Annotated in this window: 19 protein-coding genes and 3 pseudogenes; 10 read left to right on the top strand and 12 right to left on the bottom strand. The window is 63.0% G+C overall.

Translation table 11 applies throughout. The features are described 5' to 3' along the window. Positions 1 to 143 precede the first annotated feature (143 nt). A complete protein-coding gene (locus tag N0Q91_RS06810; protein ID WP_127711985.1) occupies positions 144 to 578 on the top strand; it encodes an anthrone oxygenase family protein in 435 nt (144 codons plus the stop codon). A 54-nt stretch (positions 579 to 632) separates the two neighbouring features. Here N0Q91_RS06810 and N0Q91_RS06805 read toward each other — a convergent pair. Both N0Q91_RS06805 and N0Q91_RS06800 read right to left on the bottom strand, forming a co-directional pair. Beyond that, positions 633 to 3766 (bottom strand): annotated as a pseudogene (locus tag N0Q91_RS06805) (efflux RND transporter permease subunit). Beyond that, positions 3763 to 4959: an efflux RND transporter periplasmic adaptor subunit gene (locus N0Q91_RS06800; protein ID WP_275597678.1), complete on the bottom strand. Its 1197-nt coding sequence runs from the start codon at positions 4957 to 4959 to the stop codon at positions 3763 to 3765. Before N0Q91_RS06800 ends, N0Q91_RS06805 begins: the two are co-directional and overlap by 4 nt. Positions 4960 to 5279: 320 nt before the next feature. Here N0Q91_RS06800 and N0Q91_RS06795 point away from each other — a divergent pair, with 320 nt between their 5' ends. From N0Q91_RS06795 to N0Q91_RS06785, 3 genes are all read left to right on the top strand, one after another. Further along, positions 5280 to 6101 (top strand): cyclase family protein, encoded by an 822-nt coding sequence (locus N0Q91_RS06795; RefSeq protein WP_127711979.1) that lies wholly within the window; start codon positions 5280 to 5282, stop codon positions 6099 to 6101. 16 nt (positions 6102 to 6117) lie between these two features. Then, positions 6118 to 6528, top strand: coding sequence for a carboxymuconolactone decarboxylase family protein (locus N0Q91_RS06790; RefSeq protein WP_275597677.1), 411 nt, complete (start codon positions 6118 to 6120; stop codon positions 6526 to 6528). Between the two features lie 124 nt (positions 6529 to 6652). Then, a complete protein-coding gene (locus N0Q91_RS06785; protein WP_275597676.1) occupies positions 6653 to 9205 on the top strand; it encodes an ATP-dependent helicase in 2553 nt (850 codons plus the stop codon). A 51-nt stretch (positions 9206 to 9256) separates the two neighbouring features. Here N0Q91_RS06785 and N0Q91_RS06780 read toward each other — a convergent pair whose 3' ends face one another. Then, positions 9257 to 9718 carry a GNAT family N-acetyltransferase gene (locus N0Q91_RS06780; protein ID WP_100671674.1) on the bottom strand — a complete coding sequence of 154 codons (462 nt, stop codon included), beginning with the start codon at positions 9716 to 9718 and terminating at the stop codon, positions 9257 to 9259. Positions 9719 to 9801: 83 nt separating this feature from the next. Next, entirely contained in the window at positions 9802 to 10491 is a 690-nt protein-coding gene (locus N0Q91_RS06775; RefSeq protein WP_275597675.1) for a phosphoribosyltransferase, read from the bottom strand. Between the two features lie 122 nt (positions 10492 to 10613). Here N0Q91_RS06775 and N0Q91_RS06770 point away from each other — a divergent pair. Together N0Q91_RS06770 and N0Q91_RS06765 are read left to right on the top strand one after the other, a co-directional pair. Continuing rightward, positions 10614 to 11893 (top strand): annotated as a pseudogene (locus N0Q91_RS06770) (GGDEF domain-containing protein). Between the two features lie 103 nt (positions 11894 to 11996). Beyond that, positions 11997 to 12494, top strand: a complete 498-nt coding sequence (locus N0Q91_RS06765) for a CreA family protein (RefSeq protein WP_100671677.1) — start codon at positions 11997 to 11999, stop codon at positions 12492 to 12494. A 177-nt stretch (positions 12495 to 12671) separates the two neighbouring features. Here the strand turns inward: N0Q91_RS06765 and N0Q91_RS06760 are convergent, their stop codons facing one another. From N0Q91_RS06760 to N0Q91_RS06745, 4 genes are all read right to left on the bottom strand, one after another. Then, positions 12672 to 13031 (bottom strand): hypothetical protein, encoded by a 360-nt coding sequence (locus N0Q91_RS06760; RefSeq protein WP_275597674.1) that lies wholly within the window; start codon positions 13029 to 13031, stop codon positions 12672 to 12674. A gap of 249 nt (positions 13032 to 13280) precedes the next feature. Further along, complete coding sequence (locus N0Q91_RS06755) at positions 13281 to 13670, bottom strand: hypothetical protein (RefSeq protein WP_275597673.1); 390 nt, start codon at positions 13668 to 13670, stop codon at positions 13281 to 13283. A gap of 298 nt (positions 13671 to 13968) precedes the next feature. Continuing rightward, positions 13969 to 14433, bottom strand: a complete 465-nt coding sequence (locus N0Q91_RS06750) for a chemotaxis protein CheW (RefSeq protein WP_003536237.1) — start codon at positions 14431 to 14433, stop codon at positions 13969 to 13971. A gap of 2 nt (positions 14434 to 14435) precedes the next feature. After that, positions 14436 to 16505, bottom strand: coding sequence for a methyl-accepting chemotaxis protein (locus N0Q91_RS06745; protein WP_275597672.1), 2070 nt, complete (start codon positions 16503 to 16505; stop codon positions 14436 to 14438). Positions 16506 to 16755: 250 nt separating this feature from the next. Between N0Q91_RS06745 and N0Q91_RS06740 the strand changes: the two genes are divergently transcribed. The 3 genes from N0Q91_RS06740 (at position 16756) to N0Q91_RS06730 (ending at position 18695) form a co-directional block, all read left to right on the top strand. Further along, on the top strand, positions 16756 to 16914 hold the full coding sequence (locus N0Q91_RS06740) for a hypothetical protein (RefSeq protein WP_100671682.1): 159 nt from the start codon (positions 16756 to 16758) through the stop codon (positions 16912 to 16914). Between the two features lie 145 nt (positions 16915 to 17059). Next, positions 17060 to 17659, top strand: coding sequence for an SCO family protein (locus N0Q91_RS06735; protein ID WP_275597671.1), 600 nt, complete (start codon positions 17060 to 17062; stop codon positions 17657 to 17659). A gap of 160 nt (positions 17660 to 17819) precedes the next feature. Then, positions 17820 to 18695: a 50S ribosomal protein L11 methyltransferase gene (locus N0Q91_RS06730; protein ID WP_275597670.1), complete on the top strand. Its 876-nt coding sequence runs from the start codon at positions 17820 to 17822 to the stop codon at positions 18693 to 18695. A gap of 69 nt (positions 18696 to 18764) precedes the next feature. On the opposite strand, the gene N0Q91_RS06725 is transcribed toward N0Q91_RS06730, so the two are convergent. Continuing rightward, positions 18765 to 19022 carry a hypothetical protein gene (locus N0Q91_RS06725; protein WP_003536225.1) on the bottom strand — a complete coding sequence of 86 codons (258 nt, stop codon included), beginning with the start codon at positions 19020 to 19022 and terminating at the stop codon, positions 18765 to 18767. A 658-nt stretch (positions 19023 to 19680) separates the two neighbouring features. Here N0Q91_RS06725 and N0Q91_RS06720 point away from each other — a divergent pair. Then, positions 19681 to 21516, top strand: coding sequence for an aminopeptidase P family protein (locus tag N0Q91_RS06720; protein WP_275597669.1), 1836 nt, complete (start codon positions 19681 to 19683; stop codon positions 21514 to 21516). 372 nt (positions 21517 to 21888) lie between these two features. Here the strand turns inward: N0Q91_RS06720 and N0Q91_RS06715 are convergent, their stop codons facing one another. The 3 genes and pseudogenes from N0Q91_RS06715 to N0Q91_RS06705 all read right to left on the bottom strand — a co-directional run bounded on the left by N0Q91_RS06715 (position 21889) and on the right by N0Q91_RS06705 (position 23271). Beyond that, on the bottom strand, positions 21889 to 22128 hold the full coding sequence (locus N0Q91_RS06715) for a PA2433 domain-containing protein (protein ID WP_100671686.1): 240 nt from the start codon (positions 22126 to 22128) through the stop codon (positions 21889 to 21891). 115 nt (positions 22129 to 22243) lie between these two features. Next, a pseudogene (locus N0Q91_RS06710) lies at positions 22244 to 22551 on the bottom strand (branched-chain amino acid transport AzlD family protein). Positions 22552 to 22554: 3 nt separating this feature from the next. Next, positions 22555 to 23271 (bottom strand): AzlC family ABC transporter permease, encoded by a 717-nt coding sequence (locus tag N0Q91_RS06705; RefSeq protein WP_018095439.1) that lies wholly within the window; start codon positions 23269 to 23271, stop codon positions 22555 to 22557. Positions 23272 to 23420: the final 149 nt, after the last annotated feature.

Here is a 23420-nt window from a genome sequence, read left to right as displayed (position 1 = left end):
GCGTTAAAAAATTACCGCCGGTGATACCGGCTTGTCACAAGTCCGGCCGAGTGCAGGGCACCGCAGCGAATGCGTCTTTTGTTTGCAGGCCTATAGGATATCAGGCCTATAGGATATTATGTCCGGAAAGGGAGAACGTTCGCATGTTCGGGCTGCTTGCTTTGATCACCGCGTCGATTTTCTTCGGCGCCGCCATTTACATCAATGTGGCTGAACAGCCTGCCAGACTGGCGCTGGACGGAAGTGCAGCGTTGCGGGAATGGGTACCCGCCTATCGGCGCGGCTTCGAGATGCAGGCTCCTCTCGCGATCGTCTCCTGCCTCCTCGGCGCTGTGGCATGGTGGCAGTCAGGCGATGCGCTCTGGGGTTTGGGAGCGGCCGTCATCATACTCAACTGGCCCTATACGCTTTTCGTCATCATGCCCGTCAACCAGCGCCTGGAGACGACCCGTCCGGATCAGGCGAATGCGGAAACCCGCGAACTGATCGAGCGCTGGGGCAGGCTCCATGCCGGCCGCAGCGCCCTCGGTGCGCTCGCTACCCTCATCTATCTCGCTGCCGCAGCAGGCGGCTTCTGACGATCCGCGGCAATTGCGCCGCGCCACCTGCCGCTGCCTCAGATTTCGACCATGTCAGATCTTGAGCACCTCGGCCGCCTTCATCTCCTCCAGCAGCTTCCGCTCCTCGTCGGCATGCGGCTTGGTAAAGCGGGCAATGACCAGATAGGCGACGGGCGTCAGATAGAGCGTCACGACCACCGCCAGGCCCAACCCACCCACGAGCACCCAGCCAAGGGCGATGCGCGCTTCGGCGCCGGCACCGCTTGCCAGAACCAGCGGTACCGCGCCCACGACAGTCGCGATCATTGTCATCATCACCGGTCTAAGACGGATATTGGCGGCATTCTCGATGGCGCTGCGGACGTCCTGCCCACGGTCGCGGAGCTGGTTGGCGAACTCGACGATCAGGATGCCGTTCTTGGCCATGATGCCGACCAGCATGACGAGCCCGATCTGACTGTAGATGTTGAGCGTGTTGCCGGTCACGATCATTGCGAAGACGGCGCAGGCGAGACCGAGCGGCACGGTCGACATGATGATGAGGCCGCTCACGAAGCTTTCGAATTGCGCCGCAAGCACCAGAAAGATGATGACGAGCGCGAAGCCGAAGGTAACGAACAGGCCGTTGGCGTTCTCGTCCAGCGTCGCGGCTTCGGCAAGCGGCATGATCCGCGATCCGGGCGGCAGAAGGGGCTCGGCCATCTCCTCGACCATCGACAGCGCCTCGCCGAGTGCGAGATCGGACTTCAGGCCGGCCGACAGCGAAACGGCGCGCAGTTGCGATTCGCGGGAAAGCTGCGGCGCCACTGCCTTCTCCTCGACCGTGGCGATGGACGACATCGGCACGATGCGGCCGTCGCCGGCCTTGACGAAGATGTTCTGCAGATCCGTCGGGTCGTTGAGCGGCTCGGTGGAAGAGAGCAGTTTGACCGGATAGGCCTCTCCTTCCACGAAGATATCGACGACGCTGCTGCCGTCGAGCATCGCCTGCAGCGCCCAGGAGAGGCCACCTATGTCCACGCCCAGGTCGGAGGCGCGCTCCCGGTCGATCGTCACCGACAATTGCGCCTGGTTGGCCTCGTAGTTGAGCCTCACATTCTCGAAGCGGCCGGTATCCTCCATCGCCCTGACGAGCTTCGCCGCCGCGTCGCCCAGCTTCGTGTAATCGTTGCCGACAAGCGCGACCTGCAGGCCGCTGCCGGCACCGCGGATACCGAGGCTGTTCGCCTGGATGGTGAAGGCGCGAACCGACGGGATCTTCGAGGTCGCCCTGTTGATGTCGGCGACGATCTGGCCCTGCGTACGCTCGCGCGCTTCCCATGGGGCAAGCGTCAGGACCATGAAGCCGCTATTGGCCGAGCCGCCCTGACCGGAAATCGAGAACACATTGCTGATCTCGCCGGATTTGAGCAGCGGCTGCAGGCCCTCTTCGATGCGGCGCAGCTGTGCCTGCGTGTATTCCAGCGAGACGCCCTGCGGCGCGTTGATCCGCAGCATGACCTGCGAACGGTCCTCGTTCGGCGTCAGCTCCGACTTGAGCGTCAGAAAGCCCAAAGCGCCGGCGGCGGTAAAGAAGGCGGCCACCGCGAAGACGATGAGCGGCGCGTTGAGGCAGGCGCGAAGCGTCACGCGGTAGAAGGCGGAAGCGCGCCGGCCGAAGCGCTGCATCACCCCTCATGCTCATGCGGCTCTTTCGTCAGCATGCGCGAGGCGAGCATCGGACAGAGCGTCAGCGAGACGAAGGACGACAGGAGGATCGAGAAGGCGAGCACGAAGCCGAATTCACGGAAGAGCCCGCCCGTCTGCCCCGGCAGGAAGGAGAGAGGAACGAACACGGCCGCCAGCGTAGCCGTGGTTGCGAGCACGGCGAAGAAGACCTCGAGCGTACCGTGGACGGCGGCGGCGCGCGGACCGAGGCCCTCGGCCCGGCGCCGCACGATATTTTCGAGCACCACGATCGCATCATCGACGACGAGCCCGGTCGCAAGCACGATCGCCAGAAGCGTCAGGATGTTGATCGAAAAGCCCGCAAGATAGATCGCGGCCACCGTTCCGATCAGCGCGATCGGCATGGTTATGGTCGGGATGAGCGTCGCGCGCCAGTCGAGCAGGAACAGGTAGATGACGAGGGTGACGATGAAAACTGCGACGAAGAGTGCGATCTCCACCTCATGAATGGCGCCGTTGATGAACACGGCGTCGTCGCTGGTGATCTTGAGCTCGGTTCCGGGCGGCAGGATATCCGAGGAGATCGCGTCCACGACGCTGCGCACGCCCTCGGAAATATCGACCGTGTTCGACTGGGCCTGGCGGATGATGCCGAGGCCGATACCCTCGCGGCCGTTGGAGCGCAGCGCCGAAGTGCCCGTATCCGGGCCGAGGGTCACGGTCGCGACGTCGCGAAGCCGGACATTGTTGCCGAGCATCAGGTTTTCGAACTGCTCGGGCGTCTGGAGGTCGGCCGTCGCCCGAACGGATATGTCCTGACTTGCGCTCGTCAGCGAGCCCGCCGGCACATCGTAGGAGGCGTCGGAAAGCGCCTCGCGAAGATTGGCCACGGTGACTCCGCGTCCGGCGAGCTTCGCCTGATTCAGGTCGATCCGGAAAATCTTCTCCTGGTCGCCGTAGACGGTGACGTCGGCAACGCCTTCGACCGCGGCCAGCCGGTCGCTGATCTCGTTCTCGACGAGCAGCGTCATGTCGTCCATGCTCATCGTGTCGGAGGTCAATGCAAGGCGCATGATCGGCTGGCTGTCGGAATCCGCCTTCACAATGCGCGGCTCGTCGGCATCATCAGGCAATTGGCCGGTGATCCGGCCGAGAGCATCGCGGACGTCGTTGGCCGCCTGGCCGATATCGGTCGTGTCGGAGAATTCGAGCGTCACCCGGCTGCGCCCGAATGACGAGGAAGACGAAATGCCCTTGATGCCCTGCACGCGCGAGACGGCACCTTCGATGACCGAGGTCACTTCACGATCGATCGTTTCCGGCGAGGCGCCGTCGAACTCGGTCGTGACAGAGACCACCGGCTGGTCGACCTGCGGCAGTTCGCGGATCTCGACCCCGTTCCAGGCGGCAAGACCGGCCACGACGATCAACGTGTTGACGACCAGGGCGAAGATCGGCCGGCGGATGAAAAGTGCGGTGAAGCCCGTCTTTCCGCCCTGCCCTCCGCCTGGTTGATGGCCTCCCATGCCGATATTCATTTCGCGTCTCCCGCGACCTTCTGCTCGGCCTCGGCCGCAGGCTCGCCGGCGATCCGCACCACGCCGCCGTCGCGAAGCCGCTGCACGCCCTCGGTCACGACGCGGTCGCCCTCGGCGAGGTCCGCATCGACAAGCACCCTGTCGGGATTGCGCTGGATGATCTTGATCGGCACGCGCTCGCTCTTGTCGCCTTTGACCCGCCAGATAAAGGAGCCTTCGGAGCTCCACTGGATCGCCAGCGGGTCGACGGTGGGATATCGGTCGCCGTCGAATGCCACGGTGACCGAAAAGGACATGCCGGCGCGCAGCATGTCATCCGGATTCTCGAGTCGCGCCCGGACCCGGAGCGTCCGGCTCTCCGGGTCGAGGCGGTTGTCTATCGCGTGAACGACGCCCTGGAGTGCACGCCCTGGCTGCGCGATCGCGCTCGCGGTCACCGGCTGATCGACGGAGATCTTGCCTGCGAAGCGCTCGGGCACCCAGAAATCGACGAGGATCTGCGACCGGTCGTCCACGACGGCGATCGGCGTCGAGGTCGTGACGTAATCTCCTATATTGACGGTGATGATCCCGACCACCCCCTTGGAGGGCGCCACGATATCGCGGCGCTTCAGGTCGAGCTCGGCGGTTTTCAGCGCCAGTTCGGCTGCCTGCAGCGCGATTTCGGAGTCACGCACCTCGACGGCCGTCACTGCGCGCGCGGTGCTGAGATTGCGGTAGCGCTCGACCTTCTCCCGGGCACTGTCGCGGGTCAGCCGCGCCTGCTCGGCAGCGATCATCTGGTCGTCGCTGTCGAGGCGCGCGATAACCTGGCCTTCCGTGATCCTGTCGCCCGACTTCACCAGTATTTCCGTGAGATTTCCCGTTGCGGTCGGCGTCACCGTAACCGAGCGGATCGCTTCGCCGTTGCCGATCGCGTTCAGCCTGTCGTTGACGACGGCGCGCTCGGCAGGCTTAACGACGACCAGGGGGGCTTCCGCGAAGCCGCTGCGTCGACCCTGCCCGCGCTCGCCATTGCCCGAACCGCCCCTTGCCCCTTCGCCGTCCTTTGGTCCCGACAACGCATCGATCAACGGTTGCGAAACCCCGATCGCCGCCAAGGTCTCACCCGCGCCGGGCGCAAAGCGCACCCACGCGGCGCCCCCGACGGCGAGGACGACGACGCTGATCGCGAGCTGATTCCAAAAGCGCATTCATGTCTCCAAAAGAAAAGCTCTCCAAAAGAAAAAGCCCTCCAAAAGAAAAGGGCGCTCCAACGAGGCGCGCACCCGATGGAACGTTCCGATTTGCGCCGATTATCGTTGTTTGCAGACGTCCGGGCAATCTCGGAATGGCATCATTACGCAATTGTAACAAAAGCGATTTTGGTGGCGGCATGATGGCCCCTGCGCCCGTCCTGAACCGCACACGCTGGCGGCGGGTCGGCGGCATGTTTACAGCTTGCGTGGCTCGGCTATTCTGTTCGTCGCCGGCGGCTGTTTCGGGCCGGCTCTCGACACGAAGGGAGACGGCAATGTGCGATGCATGCGTCATCGAATCGGTCAAGCAGCGGATGATGTCGCGGCGGAGTTTGCTCCGTGCGGCCGCGGTCGGTACGGCAGGCATTGCCGCCGCCGGCATGGGGATCGCACCTCCGGCGCTTGCCGCCGGCCACGGCAGCGTCACCGATCTCACCCATGAACTTCATGAGGAGTTTCCGACTTTCTTCGGTCAGCAGCAATTCTTCCGGGAGCAGAAGTTCAAATATGCCGAACACAAGTTCAACCTGTTCGAACTTCGGGTGAACGAGCACACCGGGACTCATGTCGACGCGCCGCTGCACTTCTCCGCCGACGGCCTTTCAGTCGCCGAGTTGCCCCTCGACAAGCTGCTCGTGCCGCTCTGCGTCGTCGACATCCGCGAGAAGGCGGCCGCCGATCCGGATGCGCAGCTGACGCCGGACGACATCAAGGCGTGGATTGCGGCCAATGGAGACATTCCCGAAAACGCCTGCGTCGCCATGCTGTCGGGCTGGTCGGATCATCTCGGTACCGACAAGTTCCGCAATGCAGACACGGCCGGTAAGATGCATTTCCCCGGCTTTCACGTGGAAGCGGCCAAGTTCCTGATCGAGGACACGAAGGCAGCCGGCATCGCCGTCGATACCCTCTCGCTCGATCACGGCATTTCGCCCGATTTCGCCACTCATTACGCCTGGCTGCCGGAAGGCCGCTGGGGCCTCGAGGCGGCCGCCAATCTCGACAAGGTGCCGGCCAAGGGCGCGACGCTGGTCCTCGGCGCACCAAAGCACCGTGGCGGCACCGGCGGCCCGGCCCGCGTCTTCGCCCTCGTTTGAAACGCATGGAGTAAGCATGAGCACTGTGGCGCCGCCATCCGGTCCCGAATCCGACCCACGCGTCAAGGCCGTCTTCGACGACATCCGGGCGACTCGGAAATCGGACTTCATCAACAATATGTGGCTCTGGCTCGCCTTCGACCCCGAACTGCTGGAGCGGACCTGGGCGGAGGTCAAGGCGGTAATGGCGACGCCTTCGCCGCTCGACCCGCTGGTGAAGGAAATGCTGTATATCGCGGTTTCCGTGAGCAATGGCTGCGGCTACTGCATTCATTCCCACACCGCCGCCGCAAGGACCAAGGGAATGACGGACGCCGAGCACGCGGATCTCCTGCGCGTCATTTCGCTCGCCGCCAAGACCAACCAGCTGGCGACGGCCCTGCAGGTCCCGGTCGATCCGGTGTTCGACGCGTCCGGCAAAACATAGACGGCGGCATGCCGACCTGAAAACATCAGTCTTTCCACAGGCATGCGCGAGCGGGCGAAGGTTCCGGAATAAAAGAAGAACATCCTTTCTGGCCTTTCGGTCCCGAATCACTACATTGGGCCGCATGACCAAAGGTTTTGACGATATTCCCTTTTTCGACGAGGAACCCGCGCCGCGGAAACCCGCGGCCGCCGGCGGCGGCATCGCGGCGCGCGCCATGGCCGCCCGCGACAAGGCCCAGCGACCGGACTATGTCTCCGGGCTCAACCCGGAGCAACGGGAGGCAGTCGAGGCGCTGGAAGGTCCGGTGCTCGTGCTCGCCGGCGCCGGCACCGGCAAGACGCGCGTTCTGACGACGCGGATCGCCCATATCCTTTCGACCGGCCGCGCCTATCCCTCGCAGATCCTCGCCGTCACCTTCACCAACAAGGCGGCGCGGGAAATGAAGGAGCGCATCGGCGTGCTCGTCGGCCACGCCGTCGAGGGCATGCCCTGGCTCGGCACCTTCCACTCGATCGGGGTCAAGCTCCTCCGCCGCCATGCCGAACTGGTAGGCCTGCGGTCCGACTTCACCATCCTCGACACCGACGATGTCGTTCGACTTATCAAACAGCTCATCCAGGCGGAGGGCCTCGACGACAAGCGCTGGCCGGCCAAGCAGTTCGCCGGCATGATCGACACCTGGAAGAACAAGGGCCTGGACCCGTCGCAAATCCCCGAAGGCGATGCCCGCGCCTTTGCCAACGGCAAGGGCCGCGAACTCTATGCCGCCTACCAGAACCGGCTGCTGACCCTGAATGCCTGCGATTTCGGCGATCTGCTGCTGCATCCGATCCGCATGTTCCGTGCCAATCCGGACGTGCTGAAGGAGTATCACGCCAAGTTCCGCTACATCCTCGTCGACGAGTACCAGGATACCAACACGGCGCAATATATGTGGCTGAGGCTGCTGGCCCAGCGGACGCAGGGTTCCGGGAAGAACAACCCCTCCCCAAGCCCTGCGGCGCCGCAGTCTAGCCCCTCCCCCTCGTGGGGAGCGGTTGGGGAGGGGCATTCCCCTGGCGCCGAAGAGAGAAGGCCCACCGTCAACATTTGCTGCGTCGGCGACGACGACCAGTCGATCTATGGCTGGCGCGGCGCCGAGGTGGACAACATTCTCCGCTTCGAGAAGGATTTCCCCGGCGCCAAGGTCATCAAGCTGGAGCGCAACTACCGCTCGACCGAGCACATCCTCGGCGCGGCGGCGCATCTGATTGCCCATAACGAGGGCCGGCTCGGCAAGACGCTCTTTACCGAGCGCACCAATCCCGACGACGAGAAAGTGCATGTTCATGCCGCCTGGGATTCCGAGGAGGAGGCTCGCGCGATCGGCGAAGAGATCGAGCAGCTCCAGCGCAAGAAGCACAACCTGAACGACATATCGATCCTCGTGCGCGCCTCATTCCAGATGCGCGAGTTCGAAGACCGCTTCGTCACGCTCGGCCTCAACTATCGCGTCATCGGCGGCCCTCGCTTCTATGAGCGGCTCGAAATTCGCGATGCCATGGCCTATTTCCGCCTCGTCTGTCAGCCCGCCGACGATCTCGCCTTCGAGCGGATCGTCAACACGCCGAAGCGTGGCCTCGGCGAGACGACCGTCCGTACCCTGCACGACTATGCCCGGGCCCGCGACATCCCGATGCTGTCCGCGGCGAGCGAGATCGTCGAGACGGACGAATTGAAGCCGAAAGCGCGCAAGGGCCTCTTCGACGTCGTCGCCGATTTCCGCCGCTGGCAGGCTTTGCTCGAATCGACGCCGCACACCGAACTTGCAGAGCAGATCCTCGACGAGAGCGGCTATACCGCCATGTGGCAGGCCGACAAATCGGCCGAAGCGCCCGGGCGCCTGGAAAACCTGAAGGAACTCATTCGTTCGATGGAAGCCTTCGAATCCATGCGCGGCTTTCTCGAGCACGTCGCCCTCGTGATGGACGCCGAGCAGAACGAGAATATGGACGCCGTCTCCATCATGACGCTGCATTCGGCCAAGGGGCTGGAATTCGACACCGTCTTCCTGCCGGGGTGGGAGGAAGGGCTGTTCCCGCATCAGCGCGCCCTGGACGAGGGCGGCCGCGCAGGTCTGGAGGAGGAACGCCGCCTCGCCTATGTCGGCATCACCCGCGCCAAGCGCCGCTGTCATATCTGGTTCGTTTCGAACCGCCGCATCCACGGCCTCTGGCAATCGACGCTTCCCTCACGTTTCCTCGACGAGTTGCCGCTCGCCCATGTGGAAGTCGCCGAACAGGAGGTCTCTTATGGCGGCTACGGTCGCGGCGGTTACGGCCAGTCGCGCTTCGACAAGGCCGATCCCTTCGAGAACAATTATCAGACGCCCGGCTGGAAGCGCGCCCAGCAGCACCGCTCGGACGCCACCCGCGACAATTGGGGCACCCGCTCCGGCCACGCCATCGAACGCATCGGTTACGGCGAATCGGGGCCCCGCACCCGCACCATCGAAGGCGAGCTCGTCGCCAAGTCGACGAGCGCCGAGCCCTCCCGTTTCAATGTCGGCGACCGGGTCTTCCACATCAAGTTCGGCAACGGCAACATCGCGGCGATCGAGGGCAACAAGCTGACGATCGATTTCGACCGCGCCGGGCAGAAGCGCGTGCTGGATGGGTTCGTAGAGCCGGTGTAAGCACTTCCGGAAAAATGTGCAGCGCTTTTCCGCTCTACCCTATCCCAGCCCTCAAAACATCTTTCGATACATGACGAAGCCCGACTTCTCGGCCACCTTGTCGTAGAGCTGCATCGCCGTGTGGTTGGTCTCGTGGGTCAGCCAATAGACGCGCGGCGACCCCGCGCGTTTCGCCGCTTCGTAGACGCCGTTGATAAGCGCCCGGCCGACCCCCTTGCCGCGGGCGGCCCCATCGGTGAAAAGGTCTTGCAGATAGCAGTTCGGCTGGATCGACGTCGTGCTGCGGTGGAAAATATAGTGCGTCAATCCGATGAGCCGCCCTTCGCTTTCGGCGACCAGCGCATGCATCGGCTCATAGGCATCGAAGAAGCGCGACCAGGTCATCTGGGTGATGTCGGGAGGGAGCGCCGTTTCACCGGCTCGGCCGTAAAAGGCGTTGTAGCCGTTCCAAAGCGGCAACCACTGCTCATAGTCGAGGCGCGTTACCGGGCGTATGGCAAGATAGTCGGACATTCTCAATCCCCGTTCGCAAATTCAGGCGCACTACAACTATCTTTGCCGGAAGCCTGTGTCACCGCCCCAGCGCAAGACCCCGTTTATCCGCCCCTCGCCTGTCTCAACAGCGCGATCACCTCGGCATCCGTGGTCTGCTCGAAATCGTCGTAATAGACGCTGACCGCATGGAAAGGGGTGGGGGTGGCGAGACAGACGAGCCGGTCCACCTCGTCCCGCAGGGCGACGATCGCGCTCTTCGGCGAGACCGGAACGGCGAGCATCAGCGCCGCGGCGCCTGCCTGCCGCAGGGCTTTCGCCGCAGCTTTGGCCGTTCCCCCCGTGGCAATACCGTCATCGACAATGATGACATTGCGCCCGCTTGGAGAAATTCGCGTCTGATCGCCCAGATAGAGGACGCGGCGGCGCGCGAGTTCGAGCCTTTGCCGCTCGGTCTCCGCCTGCACGTACTTCTCGGAAGGACTGACGATACGCATTGCCTCGGCATTGAGGACGACCTGCGGCTCGTCGCTGTCGACCAGCGCTCCGAGACCGAATTCGGGATGACCGGGTGCGCCGATCTTGCGAACGATGAGGAGTTCGAGGGACGCGCCGAGGGTTTTTGCCACCTCGAAGGCCACCGGTACGCCGCCGCGCGGCAACGCCATCACCAGCGGGTCGGCGAAGTCCGCTTTCTCGGTGAGATGCGCTTCGATGGCGCGAGCAAGCCTTCGACCCGCATCGGCCCTGTCTGCAAAGGGTATGTCTGCAAAGGATATGCCTTCCTGGGCCATGACATCGCTCCCTGAAAAGCGCCGCTACCGATTGCCACAACTATGGAGAGAGTGATCGCTCAAATTGCAGCGAATTTCGCCAGCTTTCGTTAATGCGCCATCGTTACCAATGGCCTTGCATAATGGCTGAAACGCAAGCCGCACTTTATTTTAGCACGACAGGCCGTTTCGAAATGAGCTTTCTCTCCGCCATACCGGTCATCGCCCTTCTTGCCATGCTACCCGTTCTCCTTTCTCTGCGGCCGGTCGCCGCTGTTCGGGAGTTCTCCGCGGGTTGCGCGCTCTCGGCAGCTTCGGCAGGCGCTTTGACGGTCGCGGCGGCGTTGCAGGCGCCGGTCGCTGCAATGTTCGGCTATGCGGGTCTTGCCGTTTCCCTCTTCTTCGTCCTACAGGGCCTCCGCTGGTTCCTCGCATCGTCGATGCCGGCATCGCTTTGTCTGGTGCTCGCATTCACGAGCGGCGTGCTCGGCTTCATCATCGCGCTCGGCGGCCATGACAGTCCGGCCGCGGCCCTGATTGTCGTTGCGGGCGTTGTCGCGGCTCCACTTTTCGTCCTTGGTCTGGCCGCAGCCGACCGCTGGCCGAGCGAAAAGCCGGCGATCGGGATCGTAGTCGTCGGCTCCGCCGCCGTGGTTTTCACCGCCCTTGCTCATGTTCTCGGCCCATCGTCGCACGTCTTGCCGGGGCCCCCGGGCCCGCCCGCTTCGATGCTGTTTGATTTCCTGCTCGTCACCATGCGGGTGCTGTGCCTTCCCTCGTCTTCCTGGCCGTGTTCCTTACGATGCAGGCCCGCATCATCGCCGGGTTGAGGGCTATGATCGCACGCGACGGCTTGACCGGTGCGCTGTCGCGCGGGACGCTCATGGAAGAGGGCGAGCGGATCTTCGCCGAGTGCCTGGCACGCCAGGAGCCGGCTGCCTTCCTGCTGCTCGACCTCGATTTCTTCAAACAGATCAACGATCAGTACGGGCACGCCTGCGGCGACATGGCGCTCGCGCATTTTGCCGAAACCGTCTCGGCTTTCCTCGCCGGACGGGGCGTCCTCGGACGGATCGGTGGCGAGGAATTCGGCATCGTCCTGCCGGATCACACGGAAGAGCAGGCAAAGGCGCTGGCGGAGGACATCTGCCGCGTGGTGCGCGAGACGCCTGCCGGCCGCTCGCATCAGCGCATCCGTTTGACCGTGAGCATCGGGATCGCCGCCGCCATAGCGGGCGAAACGATTGCCGACGTGATGATACGCGCCGATCTTGCTCTCTACGACTCGAAGGCGGATGGACGCGACCGTTGCTCGGTGGCAAGGGATCGCCGCATCGACGCCAGCGCCCGCGCCCTCGCGGCAGCCGCCGCGCAATTGCGCGAAGCGCGTGCCGCCCGGTCGGAACTGCGCCACTCCGCGTGACTTCTCGCACGATGGATCCTGCATATCGACGGGCGTGGCGGCCGGTGCTTGCATTGCAGCATCCGCTGCCTATCTGAACGGTGCAGTTCATTGGAGGATACTCATGTTGCGCCGCATCCGTGCCTTGCTTGTCGCCGGCCTCACCGTCTCGGCCGCGGCGGTTGCGCCCGTCCACGCCGAAACCGTCGGCCAGGTCGGGGTCGACTGGCTCGGCAACGATATCAAGATCGATGCCGTGAGCGACCCGAAGGTGACCGGGGTTACCTGCCACGTCACCTATTTCGATCGCAGCGTCATCGACCGCCTGAAGAACGGCAACTGGTTCGAGGATCCGTCGAACAACTCCATCGCCTGCCGCCAGACCGGCCCCATTGCCATCGGCGATATCGACCTGTCGAAGGAGGGGGAGGAAGTCTTCCGTTCCGGACTGTCCCTCATTTGGAAAAACCTGCTGGTGACCCGTATCTACGACAAGGCCAACGACACGCTGATCTATCTGGCGCATTCGAGGCAGTTGACCGACGGTTCGGCCAAGATGTCGATCACCACGGTCCCGCTCTATGGCCAGCCGGTCACCTGGAAGAATGGGCGGCCGGAATAAGCGATCCGGCAGACGCAGCAGATCAAACGGCCGGAAGGGGAGTACGGGTTTCCGCACTCCCCTTCCGAGCTACAGCGCGCGCTTCTGCGAGACTAACGTCTGCCGCATTTTACGCCGCATACATAATTTCTTGAGCTGGTGCGCCTCGATGAAACATGCAGTAGCTGATTTCGCGCCTTACGGTTTAGGCGGCATAATACCCCGATAGTAGTCGCCCTCACCCGGGTCGAATCTCTCCTGGTAGGTACCGTTCGGAGACATCATACGACCTCCGTCGATACTCCCTGTCGCAGTCGGGTCGACCGAAGACGGAGGCAGGTTACGCGACGTCGGCATGCGCACCTGATTCTGCGTCCCCGGAGGGTGGTTCGGGTCGAGGCCCTGATAGTAGCTATCCGCAAAGGCTGGCGCCGCGGCGCCCACCAAGGCGGATGACAGGACAAATGCAGCAAATGATTTTCTCAGAGAAAGTCTCATGACATTAACTCCTATGTCCGTTAGGCATCCCACCTCCCAATGGATGCTACTGTTCAGCATACGAGCCTCCTACGGATGCTGCGGTTACAAAGATAACACCGGGCACCGGTCGAAAGCGTTTGACGATTTGTCACTTTTGCTCATCCAAGAGTGATGCTCATTACGTAACTGTAACTTGACCGCCCCCTGCACCGACCAAGGTGGCATTGCGGGCGCGTCCTCAGCCTGAAAGAGCATGCAGCGGCGGACCATCGCCTCTGAAGGCGGTGGTCCGCGAAAGCGCAATGCGCTCGAAGGCATCAGGAATGTTTAGGGACGGGGAGCCGGAGGCGCGATGCCTTGATAATAGTCCCCGTCACCGGGGCCCTGATACTCGTTCGTATAGTGCTCCCGTACTCGGCCGGGAGCGTTGCTCGCCCGGCTGCCCGGCACCGGTTCCATGTAGATGCTGCCGGTCGGCGCAGGATCGACATAGACGCTGCCCGTCGGTGCGGGATCGACATAGACGCTGCCGGTCGGGGCAGGATCGACGTAATACGGACGGGCCGGCACCATTACCGCGCCTCTGTTCTGAGTGCCCGGAGGATTATGCGGGTCGATGCCCTGATAGTAACTGTCTGCAAAGGCCGGCACGGCGACGCCGGCAAGCGCCGATGAGAGGGCAAATGCAGCGAGCGATGTTCTGAAAGAAACTTTCATGGCGTTGCTCCTGTCTGTTTCCACATCAGCTTCCAAACGCGGAGGCTGTAATCACCAGCAGACGGCTTCTCGCCAAATGCTGCCTGTGCATAACTCGTTTGGCGTGCAGGGGTTCCTTGCGTGCGACCGCTACGTTTTCACATTTGCTCGCTCCGCCGTGATGCCGATCGCCGTGCAGCAGCCGCCGAGCGTCCGCCGGCTCATGCGAAAAGGCCCGCTTTCGCGGGCCCATTCGGAAACCGTCCCTGGCGGTCCGGCAGTCATGCTTTCAGGGCCGAGCCGACCTGAAAAATCGTGATTAGGCTGCCTGGGCCAGTTCCTCGGCGATGACGGTGTCGAGATTGAGGAAGCAGACCATGGATTTTTCAAGCGCGACGATGCCGCGGCAGAAGGCGCGCTGGGCTTCCGGGATGATCTCCGGCGCGGGCTGCAGGTCTTCGCTGCGAATCGTCATCATATCGGAGACCTGCTCGACCAGCAGTCCGACGAGCTTGCCATTGATGTCGGTGACGATGATGGCGGAGCGCTCCGACGGCTCGGTCATCTTCATGCCGAGGCGGCAGGCCATGTCGATGACCGGGATCACCGCACCGCGCAGGTTTATGAGGCCGAGAACATACGGCGGCGTGTGCGGCATCGGCGTAACCGGTGCCCAACCGCGGATTTCCCGGATTGCCATGATGTCGATGCAGAATTCCTGTTCACCAAGGTGAAAGGAGACGATTTCGAGATAGGCGCCTGACTGCTTGATTGCGTTGCTCATGATCAAAACTCTTCCCAATTTTCACCGGACGCCGTTACCGACGGCGTTGATCCCGGCATGTTGCCGAATGCGCCAGCCAGTTTTCCCATCAGCGCCTTTGCTGGAGATGGAGCTGAACGCGTGGATGATTGCGCGGCCGCGGGCTTGCGAAGTGACACGGGCGCGGCAGCAGTCGCTGTTGCCGCCCCGGCCGGAGCGCCTGGCCTCGCCGGGCCTGCCCTGCCCGACGGCCGGATCGCCGCCGTGCGGATCGCCGTCTCGCGCGCCTGCCCGTGGCGGAATTGCCCGACGATCTCGCTGAGCTTCTCTGCATCCTGCGCAAGCGTATGGCTCGCCGCATTGGTCTGCTCGACCATGGCGGCATTCTGCTGCGTCATCTGATCGAGTTGAGCGACGGCGGTATTGATTTCGCGCAGGCCCGTCGATTGCTCGCGCGCCGCCATGACGATCGAGCTCATATGTTCGTTGATGCAGGCCACCTTGGCACCGATGCGGCCGAGCGCGTCGCCGGTCTCCTGAACCAGCCTGACGCCGGTCTTGACCTCGTTGCCCGAGCGGCTCACCAGAGCCTTGATATCCTTCGCGGCACCGGCAGCGCGCTGGGCGAGCTCCCTCACCTCCTGGGCAACGACGGCAAAGCCCTTGCCGGCCTCCCCCGCCCGCGCGGCCTCGACCCCGGCATTGAGCGCCAGCAGATTGGTCTGGAACGCGATCTCGTCGATCACGTCGATGATCTTGCCTATCTCGCTGGAAGCGCCCTCGATGCGGGCCATGGCGGCGATCGCCTCGCCGACGATGCGCCCGGACTCCTCGGCATTGATGCGGGCCTCGTCGACCATATGGCTTGCCTCTTCGGCGCGCTCGGTCGCTGTCTTCACAGTGACGGTGATTTCCTCGAGCGCGGCCGAGGTTTGCTCCAGCGATGCGGCCTGTTTTTCCGTTCGCCGAGCCAGATCGTCGGCCGCGCTACGCATCTGCCGCCCGTTCGATTCGATCGAGGCGGTATTCTCCGTGACACTCGAAAGGACATGGCTCAGCCGTTCCACCGTGTCGTTGAAGTCGCGGCGCAACGCATCGAGCCCGCTATCGAAAGGCTCGCGGATGGCAACCGCCAGATTGCCGTCTGCAAGCTGATTGAGCGCTCCGCCGAGGGCTTCGACTGCGGTCTTGATCCGTCCGATAGCCTGCTCGCGCTCCGTCTCGTGCCGCTCGCGTTCCGCCTCGATTTCCTGCCGACTCGCCCTCGCCCCCTCCTCGAGCGCGCGTTTCTCGATTGCCGAGACCCGGAAAAGCTCCACCGAACGTGCCATCTCGCCGATTTCGTCGCCGCGGTCGAGCCCCGCCACTTCAGTCGTGAGCTCGCCCGAATGTATTCGCCGCATGCCGTCGCGCAGACCGAGGATGCCCCGGCGCAAGACGTTCCCATGGAACCAGATAAGGCCGATCAGGGTCGCCATTGCCAGCAAACAGGCGGTTGCCTGGAGCATGAGCGCATGCTCACCACTGGTGCGGACATCTGCGATGCGCGCCGCGGCCAGACCGGCTGCGGCATCGGCCAGTTGCGCAAGCGATGCGCCAACGCGCTCGCCTGCGGCGTCGATGACATCGTCGATGCGGGCGAATTCCTCGCCTGGCGCTCCGGCCTCCACGAGCGCTTTCAGGTCCTGCTCGACGGCCTTGCGCAGTTGGGCGATATCCGCTTCGTAACCGGCAAGAACTTCCGGCTTGCCGACAAGACGCGCGAGCGCCTCGAGATCGGCTTGCCTGCCCTCGATGACTTCTGCCGAGGATTTGATCTGGGCCGCACGCTCCGGCTGTATCCGGCGTTCGCCGCGGTCGACGATGGTGTCCATTGCCGCAAGCACGAGCTTCAGGCGGGCAAGGCGCATTTCCTCTATCGTTCCCATGTCGCGCTGAGCGACAACCGCCTTGTCGAGCGCCTCTTGCGAGCTGCCTTGCTCATAGAGGCCGACGGCGAGAACGGAACCGAAACCGAGAAAAGCTGCCCCCGCAAGCGTCGCAAGGCGTTGGCTGACGGAGAGCGTTCTCCTGGCGGATGCAAGGGTGTTCATCGATATGACAGTCCATAGCTGGACCCGCCGCGGCAGGCGGGGTCCTCCGTTGCGATCGATGCGGAAAACCGGGCTCGATCAAACCGGATGACCTCATGTCATATCGAAGTGGTTCACTTCTCCGCGTCTGTGGACAGTGGCAAACAGACCTTAAACAATCGCTAAAACACGGGCCGCGACTTTGCGGAACTTCGCGCGTTTCGACCGCTGCTGCCCTTTTCCTTCCGTCTCATGGTGTTATGATCGCCTTATGCGCACGGACACCAAAAAGTCGCTCTCTCCCCTGATCTTCGCCCTTGCCACGGGCGTGCTCGCGCTCGTCTTTCTGCTCGCCTTCAGGGGCTGGATCGCGAATGGCGCCGACATTTTCCTGTCGCTGGCGCAAGCCGGTCTCGCCTGGTGCATTTGAGACGCATCGCCTCGAGCACACCTGCGGCAATTGTCCCCTTTGCACCCGTGTGTCCGAAGCGGTATCAACGCTACATTCCTGACGGCCCGACGGCGCCGTGCGTCCGTTTCAGATGCGTCGGGGCAGCAACAGACTGGTGGCAATAATGAAATCCATACGCATCGTTCTCTGGGTAGCCATTCTCGTCATGGTGGCCGTCCTCGGCTGGCTGACCTTCGACATGACGCAGTCGAAGCAGCAGGCCGCATCCGGCCCCTTCGGCGTACCCTTTACCCTCGTCGCCCAGAATGGCGAGCCCATCACCGAGAAAGCGTTCACCGGCAAGCCGACGGCGCTCTTCTTCGGCTTCACCCATTGCCCGGAAGTTTGCCCCACCACGCTGTTCGAACTGAACGGCTGGCTCGACAAGGTCGACCCCGAGGGCAACAAGCTGCAGGCCTACTTCATCACCGTCGATCCGGAGCGCGATACCCCCGAAGTGCTCGGCCAGTATGTTTCAAACGTGTCCAAGCGCATCACCGGTATCTCCGGTCCGCCCGAAAAGGTGCTGGAAATGGTCAAGGGTTACCGCGTCTATTACAAGAAAGTCCCCACCGACGAGGCAAAGCCGGACGGCGACTACACAATGGATCATACCGCCTCGGTCTTCCTGCTCGACGCCAACGGCCAGTTCAGCGGAACGATCGCCTATGGCGAAAGTCCCGAAACGGCCGTCAAGAAGCTGGAAAACCTCACGCGCGGCTAACAAGGTTTGCCCGTGTATCCTGCGGGCGCCGGCAATCCCGGCGCTTGGCCTTTGTACCTCATTCATGATAGCGGCGAACCGCCCACAACGCGCGCATCCGTTCGGACGCGCCGAAGCCACTGTGGCCCTTTTGAATGGCTGCATGCCGAAGGAAAGCACCGTGAGCGAGATACGCCTTTTCGTTACCACTACCGAGAAGCAGGCGGCCGCCGTCCTCGACGTCATGAGCGCAATCTTCGAAGAAGACGATTACGCGATCGCGACCATGGAGATCGACGAGAAGCGGGATGTCTGGGAGGCCTCCGTCTACATGATGACGGATGAAGAGGAGAGCGTGAGATCACGCCTCGCTCAGGCACTCGAAGCCGAATTCTCGCACCTTCCGATCGAGCGCCAAGTGCTGCCGGATGTCGACTGGATCGCCAAGTCGCTGGAGGGCCTCGCCCCCGTGCGCGCGGGCCGCTTCGTCATCCACGGCTCGCACGATCGCGACAAGGTGAAGCCGGGCGAGATTGCCATCGAGATCGATGCCGGTCAGGCCTTCGGCACCGGCCATCACGGCACGACCGCCGGCTGCCTCGAAATGCTTGCCTCCGTCGCCCGATCCCGGCCTGTCCGCAACGCGCTCGACCTCGGGACGGGAAGCGGCGTGCTGGCGATCGCCGCCTGGAAGCTCCTGCATGTTCCGGTGCTCGCAACCGACATCGATCCGATCGCAACGCGCGTCGCCGCCGACAACGCCCGTCGCAACGGCGTCGTCAACGGCTTGACCTTCGCCACGGCGCCCGGCTTCCACTCGACCACCTTCAGCGCCAACGGCCCCTTCGACCTCATCATCGCCAACATTCTGGCGCGGCCGCTGATGAAGATGGCGCCGCAACTTGTGGCCAACCTCGCTCCGGGCGGTTCGGTCATCCTCTCCGGCATTCTCGCCGAACAGCGCTGGAAGGTGCTCGCCGCCTATAACGGCCAGAACCTCAGACACGCGTGCACCATCTGGCGCAATGGCTGGGTAACCATTCATCTGACCAGATAAGTCACGCTTGTCGCAGACGCGTCCGGTCGCGGCGTCCGCTTCAGTGTTTCTATGAAACGTTGGAATGCCCTAAAGCGCATCCCTGATCGGGAACATGTCTTCGCCGTAATGATGAAGCCTCGTGTGATGTCGGCGGCATAACCACCGCACCTTCAAAGGCTCGTCGTATTGATCGTGATGAGCATCGACCGCTTCGATCCCGCAAACCTCGCACGTTTGCTTTTCCAGCTCGCCTGCCTTCACGGCTCGCTGCACAGCGAGATGAGCGTCATATTTTCCCGGATTGGCACGGCGCCAATTGGCTTGGCGGGTATCGGTTTTCAGCATCGCTGCTCTACCTCTGCATGCTCCGTTTGAGAGATATCCTCGCATGTCGACCGTAAGCGGGCATATCACGAAGCAAACCGTTCTTCATTTGTTTTCCCGTGGACATCGCCTCTTTCCACAGGAACCTCCGTATCGACCGAAACGGGAGCCGAGAAAACGAAAAGGCCGCCCGGTCCATCATGACGGGCGGCCTTCTCGAAACAAAGGCGATGCCGAAGCATCGCCTGCTGACCGGCTTTTGGCCGACCATACCCGCGAGCTTGAGGAGGAGGAGCGCTCAAGCGGGCTCTACCGTTCCGAAGCTGGCCACCCTGAGGGAGGAGGAGAACAGATGACCAACTATTCTCGGAACTGCAGTCTTTTGAACCGGCGGACGTTCGTCCGTGTTCGTTGAGGCGGCTTATAACCTATAATTCCGATAGAGAAAGCCACATTCGGGCATGGGTGCCATGCGCCGCGTGCATATGTATTACAAATGAGCAAATGGCTGCCCGAGGTGCCGGACGTTCACGCGAATTTCGCCTCCCTCTCCGGGAGCGGATCTTAAGTTGTTATTTTATGCGGGTCGTTACCCCAAAACCGCTGCACACTTTTGGAAGAGATGCATTAACATGCTCGTCTCACCTGCGGTTCTCCGCCAAGCTTACCGGGAAAGTCCATGTTCCAATCCTTCGAAGTCACCTCCACGCCCCAGTTCGGCAAGGAGAGAACCACCGCCCTGCGTGCCGCCCTCGCAACCCTGGGCGTCGATGGCTTCCTCGTGCCGCGTGCCGACGAATTTCAAGGGGAGTATGTGCCCCGCAGTTCCGAGCGGCTGTCGTGGCTGACGGGCTTTACCGGTTCGGCCGGTGTAGCGCTCGTGACGCAGCGCGAAGCGATCGTCTTCGTCGACGGCCGTTATGTAACCCAGCTCAAGGAGCAGGTGGACGGCAGCGTCTTCACCGGCGGCGATCTCATCGGCGAACCGCCGCATGTCTGGCTGGAGCGCCATGGCCCCAAGGGCTTCCGCCTCGGCATCGATCCTTGGCTGCACACCGCGGCGGAAGTTCGCCGGCTCGAAAAGGCGCTGACGGCGGTCGGCGGCAGTGTCGTCCTCCTCGACCACAATCCGCTCGACCGGCTCTGGACCGACCGTCCCGCAGCGCCGCTCGGCCCTGTGACGATCCAGCCGGTCGAGCATGCGGGACAATTGGCAAGAGACAAGATAGCGGAGATCGCGTCGGGCGTTTCAAAGGCGAAGGCCGCGGCCGTCATACTTACCGATCCCTCCTCCGTCGCCTGGACCTTCAACATCCGTGGCAGCGACGTGCCGCACACGCCGCACCCGCTGGCACGCGCCATCGTCCATGCGGACGGCAGCGCCGAGCTTTTCCTCGACAAACGCAAGACCGGCATCGAGCAGGAGGCCTACCTGACGCAGCTCGCCGATATAATGGCGCCTGCCACCTTCGACGATCGGCTCGCCGCCCTCGCCTCAACCGGCGCAGCCATCATGATCGATCCGGATCTCGCCCCCTTTGCGATCGGCGAGCTGATTCGCAGGAAGGAAGGTTCGGTGGTCGAGGCGGTCGATCCCGCCCGCCTGCCACGCGCCTGCAAGAATGCAGCCGAGATCGCCGGATCGACCCGGGCGCACCTGCAGGATGGTGCGGCGATGGTCGAGTTCCTCGCCTGGCTGGACGCGAGGGAGCCCGGCAGCGTCACCGAAATCGGCGCAACCAGGCAATTGGAGGCAATGCGCGCGGCCGTCGGCGAGCGCATGCAGAACCCCCTGAAGGACGTTTCTTTCGACACGATCGCCGGCGCCGGTTCGCATGCCGCAATCATGCATTACCGCGTCACGAACGAAACCGACCGGCGGATCGAGGCGGGTACCATGTTCCTGATCGACTCCGGCGCGCAATACATCAACGGCACGACCGACATCACCCGCACGGTCGCGATCGGCGCGGTGCCGGAAGAACAGAAGCGATTCTTCACGCTCGTGCTCAAGGGCATGATCGCAATCAGCACGGCGCGCTTCCCGAAGGGGTCACGGGGCGTCGATCTCGATCCGCTCGCCCGGATCGCACTGTGGAAGGCGGGCGCCGATTATGCGCACGGGACCGGCCACGGTGTCGGCTCCTATCTCTCGGTCCACGAAGGACCGCAGCGCATTGCCCGGCTTGCCACGCAGGAATTGCTGCCGGGCATGATCCTGTCCAACGAACCCGGTTACTATCGCCCCGGTGCCTTCGGCATCCGCATCGAGAATCTCGTCGTCGTCCGCCAGCCGGAGGAGATCGATGGCGGCGACCAGCCGATGCTCGGCTTCGGCACGCTGACCTTCTGCCCGATCGATCGCCGGCTCGTCCTTCCCGCCCTGCTGACCGACGACGAGCTCGACTGGCTGAATGCCTACCACGCAGAAACGCGGGAAAAGCTGATGCCGCTGCTGTCGGACGCGGAGACGAGAGACTGGCTGGTCAATGCTACGGAAGCAATCGCACGGTAGCGCGGAACCGGGCGGCCCGGCGGTGTGGGCTGGGGCTGGGGTACCGCCGGGCCTCCGTTGGGAGGGTCGATTTCTCAACCAACAGCATGGTTATATTTGCGGCGACGCTTTCGCGTAACCCGCGAATTTTACTGGATCGCAGCCTTAGAGCATCTCATAAGACACACAAAGGTCGCTGCAGGAACCTTTTCGGGACTGCAATCTCTTCTCCTTCCTCATCCCTGCGCATGTCACAGAGATGAGGACAGCGCCGCGCCTGCGGCGCGACGAGCACAGGGATGAGGCGATCAAAAAAGCCGCGGCGGGTAGCCCGAATCTCGACAGGCCTTCATCCGACAATCGTCTGAATGCCGAATCACGGCGCGTTCCCAGTCAAATACCGAGCATCGTCTTGGCTTGGCCGAGCGCTGCTTCCGAGCCCGCATGGTCGCCGGCCTTGTGCAAGTCTTCGCCCTGCTGGCGCAACTGTTTCACCTTGGCCATGTCGGCCTCGGACAATGATGCGTTGGGCATGGCCGCATCGATGGCCTGCATCATGGAGGGGCACTGATTCGCAAAAGCGGGGACAGGCGCAAGCGCGAGAAACAGCGCAACGGAAATTCTGGTAATCATGGTCGCTCCTCCGTGGGCCGGGGGCGGCTGCCTCCCCGGCAACGAGAGGATGATAGTCCAGAACCGGCCCGGCGCCAATCCGAGCGGCCGGACCCGTGCTCAGGCGGGCGGGAACCTACATGATCAGGTGCCGGATCGCCATGACCGCGATCCAGCCGACGAGCAGCATACGAAGCGTCGAGAAGCGCAGCCCGATGACGAAGGCGACGAGCATCGCTGCGGCGACGTCCATGCCACCATAGACGAAGGCGGGCGCCACCAGCGTCGTCAATACAGCCGCGGGGACTGCGTTCAGCGCAGATTCGATCCGCGGGGAATGTACTTCAGCTGCGTGATGAGCACGTAGCCACCGAAGCGCGTGACATACGTGGCGACTGCGGCCGCAACGATGAGATAGAGCAGATCGAGGTGTTGCGCGTCCAAGGATCAGGCCTCCTTTTCCACGGCGTGGGCTTCGATCGCCGGTCGCTTCGGCGGCATGCAGGCCGCGAGCACGATGCCGGCAAGCGCGCCGATGCTGACATGCCAGGGGGAGCCGACGAAATGCATCGCCGCCACCGAGGCGACGGCGCTCACGGCCACGATCGGCAGAAAACGGTCGCGTGTGCGGAAGCTCATCACCAGCCCCAGAAAGTAGATCGGGAGGAGCACGTCGAGACCGATCGCTTTGGGATCGCCGATCAGCTGCCCGAAAATCGCACCGATCAGCGTATTGATGATCCATGGAACATAGATCACGACGCCGAAGCCCGCATACCAGGCGAAGGTGACCGGCAATCCGCGCTCGCCGCGCTGTTCGGTCTCTGCATATTGCGGATCCACGAGCAGAAAGAAGGCGATCAGCTTTTGAGCGAAGCTGAAATGGCGGATGTGCTTGGCGAGAGAAGCGGAATAGAGCACGTGGCGGAAGTTGACCGCAAAGACCGAGAGCACCACGAGCCAGGGCTGCACGTTGCTTCCGAAGAGTTCTATGCCGACCATCTGGCTTGCACCCGCATAGACGGTGGCGCTCATGAATACCGCATCGGCAATCGAAAAACCGTTATCCACCGCAAGCGCGCCGAAAAGCGCGCCGAAGGGCGATGCCGCCAGCATGATCGGAAAGCCGCCGCGAAGCCCTTCCCGGAAATCGCCTCTGCTCATGAAATTCTCCCGCGGGGGCCGCTCGTAACGAGCATGCCGGCAGATTGACTGCCGGACAGATAGGGGCTGCCGCACATCGCGACAATTCAATTACTCTGATGCGGCGATTGAATTTTCTGATGGTTGGGCGCGCGTCATTCCAAGCGCAC

It is taken from the genome of Sinorhizobium prairiense, from assembly GCF_029201645.2.
GTDB classification, from domain to species: domain Bacteria; phylum Pseudomonadota; class Alphaproteobacteria; order Rhizobiales; family Rhizobiaceae; genus Sinorhizobium; species Sinorhizobium meliloti_A.
The sequence above is the reverse complement of the archived record's forward strand: the minus strand, read 5'-3'. Positions and strand labels throughout refer to the sequence as shown.

What these genes read in the sequence shown, in the direction of transcription:
- N0Q91_RS06810 (WP_127711985.1), top strand. Translation starts at nt 144, where the DNA reads ATGTTCGGGCTGCTTGCTTTGATCACCGCGTCGATTTTCTTCGGCGCC.
- N0Q91_RS06800 (WP_275597678.1), bottom strand. Translation starts at nt 4,959, where the DNA reads ATGCGCTTTTGGAATCAGCTCGCGATCAGCGTCGTCGTCCTCGCCGTC.
- N0Q91_RS06795 (WP_127711979.1), top strand. Translation starts at nt 5,280, where the DNA reads ATGTGCGATGCATGCGTCATCGAATCGGTCAAGCAGCGGATGATGTCG.
- N0Q91_RS06790 (WP_275597677.1), top strand. Translation starts at nt 6,118, where the DNA reads ATGAGCACTGTGGCGCCGCCATCCGGTCCCGAATCCGACCCACGCGTC.
- N0Q91_RS06785 (WP_275597676.1), top strand. Translation starts at nt 6,653, where the DNA reads ATGACCAAAGGTTTTGACGATATTCCCTTTTTCGACGAGGAACCCGCG.
- N0Q91_RS06780 (WP_100671674.1), bottom strand. Translation starts at nt 9,718, where the DNA reads ATGTCCGACTATCTTGCCATACGCCCGGTAACGCGCCTCGACTATGAG.
- N0Q91_RS06775 (WP_275597675.1), bottom strand. Translation starts at nt 10,491, where the DNA reads ATGGCCCAGGAAGGCATATCCTTTGCAGACATACCCTTTGCAGACAGG.
- N0Q91_RS06765 (WP_100671677.1), top strand. Translation starts at nt 11,997, where the DNA reads ATGTTGCGCCGCATCCGTGCCTTGCTTGTCGCCGGCCTCACCGTCTCG.
- N0Q91_RS06760 (WP_275597674.1), bottom strand. Translation starts at nt 13,031, where the DNA reads ATGCTGAACAGTAGCATCCATTGGGAGGTGGGATGCCTAACGGACATA.
- N0Q91_RS06755 (WP_275597673.1), bottom strand. Translation starts at nt 13,670, where the DNA reads ATGAAAGTTTCTTTCAGAACATCGCTCGCTGCATTTGCCCTCTCATCG.
- N0Q91_RS06750 (WP_003536237.1), bottom strand. Translation starts at nt 14,433, where the DNA reads ATGAGCAACGCAATCAAGCAGTCAGGCGCCTATCTCGAAATCGTCTCC.
- N0Q91_RS06745 (WP_275597672.1), bottom strand. Translation starts at nt 16,505, where the DNA reads ATGAACACCCTTGCATCCGCCAGGAGAACGCTCTCCGTCAGCCAACGC.
- N0Q91_RS06740 (WP_100671682.1), top strand. Translation starts at nt 16,756, where the DNA reads ATGCGCACGGACACCAAAAAGTCGCTCTCTCCCCTGATCTTCGCCCTT.
- N0Q91_RS06735 (WP_275597671.1), top strand. Translation starts at nt 17,060, where the DNA reads ATGAAATCCATACGCATCGTTCTCTGGGTAGCCATTCTCGTCATGGTG.
- N0Q91_RS06725 (WP_003536225.1), bottom strand. Translation starts at nt 19,022, where the DNA reads ATGCTGAAAACCGATACCCGCCAAGCCAATTGGCGCCGTGCCAATCCG.
- N0Q91_RS06720 (WP_275597669.1), top strand. Translation starts at nt 19,681, where the DNA reads ATGTTCCAATCCTTCGAAGTCACCTCCACGCCCCAGTTCGGCAAGGAG.
- N0Q91_RS06715 (WP_100671686.1), bottom strand. Translation starts at nt 22,128, where the DNA reads ATGATTACCAGAATTTCCGTTGCGCTGTTTCTCGCGCTTGCGCCTGTC.
- N0Q91_RS06705 (WP_018095439.1), bottom strand. Translation starts at nt 23,271, where the DNA reads ATGAGCAGAGGCGATTTCCGGGAAGGGCTTCGCGGCGGCTTTCCGATC.